The 7,747-nt window shown below is 40.7% G+C and carries 5 protein-coding genes and 1 tRNA gene; 5 read left to right on the top strand and 1 reads right to left on the bottom strand.

Features of this window, described 5'->3' with window-relative positions:
• Window positions 1-181: 181 nt before the first annotated feature.
• Genes pepA through CEX73_RS00755 form a run of 3 tightly spaced genes read left to right on the top strand, consistent with a single transcriptional unit; the run spans window position 182 to window position 5,046 of the window.
• On the top strand, window positions 182-1,705 hold the full coding sequence (pepA, locus tag CEX73_RS00745) for a leucyl aminopeptidase (RefSeq protein ID WP_101626718.1): 1,524 nt from the start codon (window positions 182-184) through the stop codon (window positions 1,703-1,705).
• Between the two features lie 12 nt (window positions 1,706-1,717).
• Window positions 1,718-2,164, top strand: coding sequence for a DNA polymerase III subunit chi (locus CEX73_RS00750; protein ID WP_101626719.1), 447 nt, complete (start codon window positions 1,718-1,720; stop codon window positions 2,162-2,164).
• A 23-nt stretch (window positions 2,165-2,187) separates the two neighbouring features.
• The gene (locus tag CEX73_RS00755; RefSeq protein ID WP_101626720.1) at window positions 2,188-5,046 is read left to right on the top strand and encodes a valine--tRNA ligase; all 2,859 of its coding nucleotides are present in this window, start codon (window positions 2,188-2,190) and stop codon (window positions 5,044-5,046) included.
• A 30-nt stretch (window positions 5,047-5,076) separates the two neighbouring features.
• Here the strand turns inward: CEX73_RS00755 and CEX73_RS00760 are convergent.
• Window positions 5,077-5,149 (bottom strand) — tRNA-Thr (locus CEX73_RS00760).
• Window positions 5,150-5,356: 207 nt separating this feature from the next.
• Between CEX73_RS00760 and lepA the strand changes: the two genes are divergently transcribed.
• Window positions 5,357-7,141 carry a translation elongation factor 4 gene (gene lepA / locus CEX73_RS00765; RefSeq protein WP_101626721.1) on the top strand — a complete coding sequence of 595 codons (1,785 nt, stop codon included), beginning with the start codon at window positions 5,357-5,359 and terminating at the stop codon, window positions 7,139-7,141.
• 25 nt (window positions 7,142-7,166) lie between these two features.
• The coding region (gene lepB / locus CEX73_RS00770; RefSeq protein ID WP_101626722.1) for a signal peptidase I at window positions 7,167-7,747 on the top strand (581 nt) is incomplete at its 3' end.

Below are 7,747 nucleotides of genomic sequence, written 5' to 3' on the forward strand. Positions count from 1 at the left end.
GTATTCATTAGCGATTGTTAATGAACTAAATCTTAATTAAAAGTAAAATTATGCTATGCTTAAAAAGCACTGATATTTGACAAAATATCGTTCTCTGCCATATTAAGATATAAGATATAGAGTATCAAAAAGATCTATTTCTCCAGGACACATATTATTTTATTAAAATTCAGGAACAAAAATGGATTTTAGTGTCAAAAGCGGTAGCCCGGAAAAGCAACGCAGTGCCTGTCTTGTCGCGGGAATTTTTGAGCCACGCCGCTTCTCATCTATCGCTGAACAGCTCGATCAAATTAGCGAAGGCTATATCAGCGCTCTGCTACGCCGTGGTGAATTAGAAGGAAAAGTGGGACAAACTTTACTTTTACATCATGTTCCTAATGTGCTGTCTGAACGCATTTTACTTATCGGCTGTGGCAAAGAACGCGAGCTAGATGAACGTAAGTATAAACAAGTAATTTATCAAACTATTAATACCTTAAACAATACCGGTTCAATGGAGGCCGTTTGCTTCTTAACGGAACTACACGTTAAGCGTAGAAACACCTATTGGAAAGTACGCCTGGCTGTGGAAACAGCCAAAGATTCACTCTATACCTTCGATGAGTTGAAAAGTAATAAAAAAGTCCGACGGCGACCGCTACGCAAAATAGTTTTCAACCTGTCGACACGTCGTGAGTTAACCAGCGGCGAACGTGCTATCCAACATGGTCTTGCTATTGCAACTGGCATCAAAGCTGCTAAAGATTTAGCAAATATGCCGCCTAATATCTGTAACTCAGCATATCTAGCTTCTCAAGCTCGCCTATTGGCGAATAGCTACAGTCAGAACACAACAACCATGGTGCTCGGCGAAAAAGATATGAAAGAGTTAGGGATGAATGCTTATTTAGCCGTAGGCGAAGGTTCTACTAACGAATCGTTAATGTCAGTTATCACATATAAAGGTAATCCAGATCCAGAAGCACAGCCGATAGTGCTAGTTGGCAAAGGGCTCACCTTTGATTCCGGTGGCATTTCTCTTAAGTCCTCCGATAATATGAATGAGATGAAATATGATATGTGTGGTGCTGCTACAGTTTATGGTGTAATGTGTGTGGCACTAGCATTAAACTTACCACTGAATATTGTTGGAGTCCTGGCATGCTGTGAGAATATGGTGGATGGGCGTTCGTTAAGGCCTGGAGATATACTCACTACTCTTTCCGGCCAGACGGTAGAAGTATTAAATACCGATGCTGAGGGTCGTCTGGTATTGTGCGACACTCTTACTTATGTAGAACGTTTTAATCCAGAAATTGTGATAGATATAGCTACCTTAACAGGCGCATGTATTATTGCACTAGGACATCATTTTACTGGGCTTATGTCTAACCATAATCAACTCTCTCATGAACTAAGTAGCGCTGCTGAGCAAGCCGGAGATCGTGCTTGGCATTTACCGCTAGTAGATGAGTTTCAAGAACAACTAGAGTCTCACTTTGCCGATATGACTAATCTGGGCGGTCGTCCTGGGGGAGCTATTACTGCTGGTTGTTTTTTATCGCGCTTTGCACGTCAATATAATTGGGCACATTTAGATATTGCAGGTACTGCCTGGAATTCTGGCAAAACTCAGGGTGCTACCGGACGTCCGGTGGCGATGTTATCACAGTTTTTGCTTAATCGTTCCGTTTTTAGTAGTGATGAGTCAATAAATAAATGACATACTTATTACATGAAAATAGTAACCTTCTATCTACTCGACCAGCATGTCATAAAACATGGATTAATCACAATGGAGCGACTCGCTTGTAATCTAGCGATTCTACATTGGCGAGCAGGTAAACGGGTACTCATAGCTTGCGAAAATAACGAGCAAGCAAGGAAACTTGATAATGCACTATGGACACAAACTACAGCTGCTTTTATTCCGCATAATCTGGTTGGTGAAGGACCACAAGATGGTGCCCCGATAGAAATTAGTTGGCCACATCGTCGCTGCAATGTACCACGTGACTTGATTATAAGTCTGATACCTACGTGTACTGATTTTGCTTTTTCTTGCCATGAAGTCATTGATTTTGTACCTAATGAAGAATATCTAAAACAGTTAGCTCGTAAACGCTATAAAGCTTATCGTAGTGTAGGCTTCCAATTAATTACCGCTCAACCGCCACCTTAGTATTAGTACATGACAACACATATATGGACAAGACATATAATCCAACAGTAATTGAGCAACCTTTGTACGAGCACTGGGAAAACCAAGGTTACTTCAAACCCAATGGGGATCACAGCAAACAGAGCTACTGTATTATGATCCCTCCACCTAATGTGACCGGTAGTCTCCATATGGGACACGCTTTCCAACAGACTCTTATGGATATTCTTATCCGCTATCAGCGAATGCAAGGTAAAAATACTCTTTGGCAAGTAGGAACCGATCACGCAGGCATTGCCACACAAATTATGGTAGAGCGTAAAATATTTGCTGAAGAGGGTAAAACTCGCCAAGATTATGGACGCAAAGCTTTTATCGAGAAAATTTGGGAATGGAAAGCGCAATCAGGTAGCACTATTACTAATCAGATGCGTCGCCTAGGATGCTCAGTTGACTGGTGTCGAGAACGTTTTACCATGGACGAAGGGTTATCTAATGCTGTCAAAGAAGTATTTGTCCGTCTGTATCAAGACAATTTGATCTATCGTGGAAAGCGTTTGGTAAACTGGGATCCAAAAATACATACAGCTATATCAGATCTTGAGGTAGAAAATCGCGAATCGGAAAGCTTTATGTGGCATCTGCGCTATCCGCTCGCCGATGGCGTTAAGACTATAGAAGGCCTAGACTATTTAGTGGTTGCAACAACACGCCCTGAAACAGTACTAGGTGATACTGGAATAGCGGTCAATCCCTATGATGTTCGCTACCAAAATCTCATTAATAAATTTGTATTACTACCTTTGGTTGACCGCCGCATCAAGATCATAGCTGACGAAAATGTTGATATAACTAAGGGCACGGGTTGCATGAAAGTAACTCCGGCACATGACTTCAATGACTATGAAATCGGTAAACGTCACAAACTACCAGTTATTAATATTCTCACTTTTGAAGGTAATATACGCCAAGAAGCAGAAATTTTTGACACCAATGGCAAAGTAAGTAACGTATATTCTAGCACTATTCCACAAGCATTCCGCGGTCTAGAACGCTTCGCTGCACGTCAAGCTATAGTAGCAGAATTGGACCGTCTTGGTCTGCTAGCCTTGATTCAATCTCACAAGCTCATTTTACCTTATAGTGATCGCAGTGGCGTAGTGATAGAACCTATGTTAACTGATCAATGGTATGTGCGTACCGCACCACTAGCAAAAGTAGCAATGGAAGCTGTGGAAATGGGAGAGCTTCAGTTCGTATCAAAGCAATATAAAAATATGTATGTTAGCTGGATGCGTAATATCCAAGACTGGTGTATTTCACGTCAGCTATGGTGGGGCCACCGTATTCCTGCTTGGTACGACGACCAAGGTCTGGTGTACGTCGGCCGCGATGAAGTTGAAGTACGTCAGAAACACCAGCTGAGCGATAGAGTTGTGCTATGTCAGGATCACGATGTACTAGACACTTGGTTCTCATCCGGGATTTGGACTTTCTCTACCCTAGGCTGGCCTAATGAGACTGAAGCACTACGCATTTTTCACCCAACTAGCGTGGTGGTAAGTGGCTTTGATATTATCTTTTTTTGGATAGCACGTATGATAATGTTAACGATGCACTTTAATAAAGATACAGCTGGTAAGCCACAAGTTCCTTTTAAAACCGTTTATATGACCGGTCTGATACGTGATGAAGAAGGACAGAAGATGTCAAAAACTAAGGGTAATGTGATTGATCCGTTAGATATAGTGGATGGCATCTCGCTGGAGCATTTATTGGCGAAACGTTCCGAAAATCTGCTGCTGCAGCCGCAGCTAGTAAAAACAATAAGCCATATGACCGTAAAACAGTTCCCAAATGGAATAAAACCACACGGCACCGATGCATTGCGCTTTACCTTAGCAGCGCAGGCCTCAACTGGACGAGATATTAACTGGAATATGAAATCTTTGGAAGGTTATCGTAACTTCTGTAACAAACTATGGAACGCTAGTCGTTTTGTTTTGATGAATGCTGAAGACCAAGATTGTGGCTTCAATAGTGGCGATAAAATGTTTTCCCTAGCAGACCGCTGGATTTTAACGAAATTTAACCAGACAGTAAAAATATTCCGTGAAGCGCTAGATAATTATCGTTTTGATTTAGCAGTTGGTAAATTATATGATTTTACCTGGTACCAATTTTGTGACTGGTACCTAGAACTCACAAAACCTCTCATGAGTAGAGGTAAAATAGCAGAACGACGTGGTACACGTTATACCTTAGTTAGCGTGCTAGAAGCGTTACTGCGTCTTGCTCATCCAATAATTCCCTTTATTACTGAAACTATCTGGCAACGAGTGAAAGTCATTACTTGTAGGTACGGTGACACAATAATGCTGCAACCATTCCCTATCTATGATGCAGCTTTAATCGATACCAAAGCACTAACTGACTTTGAGTGGACTCAGCAAGTAATTATCGCCGTACGGACTATACGTTCTGAAATGAAGATCGTACCCAACAAGCCTCTAAAGTTATTTTTGCGCAACGTATCTACCGAAGCCCAACGTTTGGTAAATGAGAATTCAATTCTAATCAGTACACTAGCTCAGCTAGTGTCTATCACTGTGCTACCAGTAGGAGAGATTGGGCCAGTTTCGGTAACTAAGCTTGTCCCAGGTGCTGAACTGCTAATACCGCTTGTAGGTTTTATCAATAAGATTGATGAATTAGATAGGCTTGCAAAAGAAATTTTGCGTATTGAAAGTGAAATACGCCGTATTGAAAGTAAACTAATCAACAAAGACTTTCTGGGCCATGCTCCAGAAAACATAGTGGCAAAAGAATATAAGAAACTGGAAACATATCAGCAGTCAAAAATTAAATGTTTGGAACAGAAATTAATTATCTCGAGGCTATGATGTTATGCTCGACTCGATAAATAATAAAGGTGCCGATAATAGGAGTCAAACCTATGACCTTCGCATTACGAATGCGCTGCTCTACCAACTGAGCTATATCGGCATTATTGATTTGCACCGTAGACAATTGATGCCAACCTAATGTTGGATTGTTTTATTCTTAATTATTAAGTTACTTAGTAAGAAAAAAAAAACTAATGATTACATCATAGTAACAATTATATCTGATTGTCAATCAGTAGCAGTAGCATTAAAAGCTTTGGTTTGGTATTCAGTTTTATCACTAGATTTCATCTTGATCAGATTCACAATGAATAATATACGGAATGTTTCTATTATCGCCCATATTGACCACGGGAAGTCAACTCTCTCTGATCGCTTGATTCAGTTATGCGGCGCCTTAAGTGAACGTGAAATGGTCACTCAAGTACTTGACTCCATGGATATTGAACGTGAACGCGGTATTACCATCAAAGCACAAAGTGTTAGACTTAATTACAATGCACTCGATGGCAAAGTATATCAAGTTAATATTATTGATACCCCCGGCCACGTAGACTTTTCCTACGAAGTTTCTCGCTCACTAGCTGCCTGCGAAGGAGCGCTGTTAGTAGTAGATGCTAGTCAGGGAGTAGAAGCACAGACACTCGCGAACTGCTATACCGCTATAGAAATGAATTTAAAAGTTGTGCCAGTATTAAATAAAATTGATTTACTAGTAGCTGATCCAGATCGGGTATTGCAAGAGATTGAAGAGATTATTGGCATTGACGCTACCGATGCCGTACGCTGCTCTGCCAAAACTGGCTTCGGGGTATCAAATGTTCTAGAACGTCTAGTACGGGATATACCCCCGCCAGAAGGAGATCCTTGTGCCCCGCTTCAGGCTCTGATCATTGACTCTTGGTTTGATAACTATCTGGGTTTAGTTTCTTTAGTTCGTATCAAAAATGGGATTTTGCGACAAGGTGACAAAGTCACAGTTATGAGCACCGGCCAGAGCTACAACGCTGATCGTTTAGGATTGTTTACGCCGAAGCGTGTTGATCGAGAGGTACTAAAATGCGGTGAAGTAGGTTGGCTATCCTGTGCTATAAAAGATATTTTTGGCGCCCCGGTTGGGGATACTTTTACTCTCAAGCATCAACAAGCAGACAAAGCATTACCTGGTTTTAAGAAAGTAAAACCTCAGGTATATGCTGGCCTTTTTCCAGCTAGTTCTAATGATTATAAATCTCTCCATGATGCCTTAGGCAAACTAAGCTTAAACGACGCTTCACTATTCTATGAGCTAGAAAGCTCTACCGCGCTTGGTTTTGGTTTTCGTTGTGGTTTTCTTGGTTTATTACATCTGGAAATTGTTCAGGAGCGGTTAGAACGCGAGTATGATATCGATCTTATTACCACTGCACCGACGGTTATTTATGAAGTGATTAAGACTGATCAAAGTACACACTATGTCGATAGCCCGTCAAAATTGCCGCCCCTAAATAGTATCGAAGAGCTACGAGAACCTATTGTGGAATGTAATATTCTGCTACCGCAGAAATATCTAGGTAAAGTTATTAATTTATGCATCGATAAGCGTGGGGTGCAGAAAAATCTCATTTATCACGGGTATCAGGTTACATTGACTTATGAAATACCTATGGCTGAAGTAGTTCTAGACTTTTTCGATCGTTTGAAATCTACCTCATGCGGTTATGCATCGCTCGATTATGAATTCAAGCGTTTCCAAGCATCAGATATGGTACGCGTAGACGTGCTAATTAACGGCGAGCGTATTGATGCGCTCACACTAATTACTCATAGAGTCAATGCTTTATACCGTGGCCGCGAGTTAGTTAATAAGTTGCAGGAACTCATCCCACGACAGCAGTTTGATATCGCTATCCAGGCTGCTATTGGGCACAATATTATTGCCCGTTCTACGGTGAAACAATTACGTAAGAATGTTTTAGCTAAATGTTATGGCGGCGATGTTAGCCGCAAAAAAAAACTGTTACAAAAGCAGAAAAAAGGTAAGAAACGTATGAAACAGGTAGGAAATGTAGAGCTTCCGCAGGAAGCTTTTCTGGCCATTTTACACGTTTAGTAAATCATGCATGTGAGGAGTTGGGATGGCTTATCTTTTTACTCTTATTCTCGCAATAGCAACCCTTATCACCGGGATCACCTGGTTTATCAAATATTTTAAACTAGCGCTGGAGTATCGCAAAAATGGTAATGGTATAGAGGTAAAGTTTCAAAAAGATAAGAATAATTGGATTGAGATAAGCGCATCAGCTTTTCCCGTCTTATTACTGGTCTTTATAATGCGCTCTTTTCTTTTTGGGCCGTTTCAAATTCCATCTGGTTCAATGATGCCAACCTTGTTGGTCGGTGATTTTATTTTAGTAAAAAAATTTGCTTACAGCATTAAAAATCCTATTACCCAGAGTACTATAATTAAAATGGGAAATCCCAAACGTGGAGATGTAGTAGTATTTAAATATCCACCAAATCCAAGCCTAGATTATATCAAGCGTGTTATCGGTCTACCAGGTGACCTGGTATGCTACGATCCTATTGTCAAGCGTATAACAATACAACCTGGCTGGGCCCATAATTATCATTCTAGTACTAGTACACTAGCTATAACTTACAGCGACATAACCTCGAGCAATTTTATTCAGCATTTTTCTTATAATAGCAATCGTTA

Source organism: Candidatus Palibaumannia cicadellinicola, from assembly GCF_002855795.1.
GTDB classification, from domain to species: domain Bacteria; phylum Pseudomonadota; class Gammaproteobacteria; order Enterobacterales; family Enterobacteriaceae; genus Baumannia; species Baumannia cicadellinicola_C.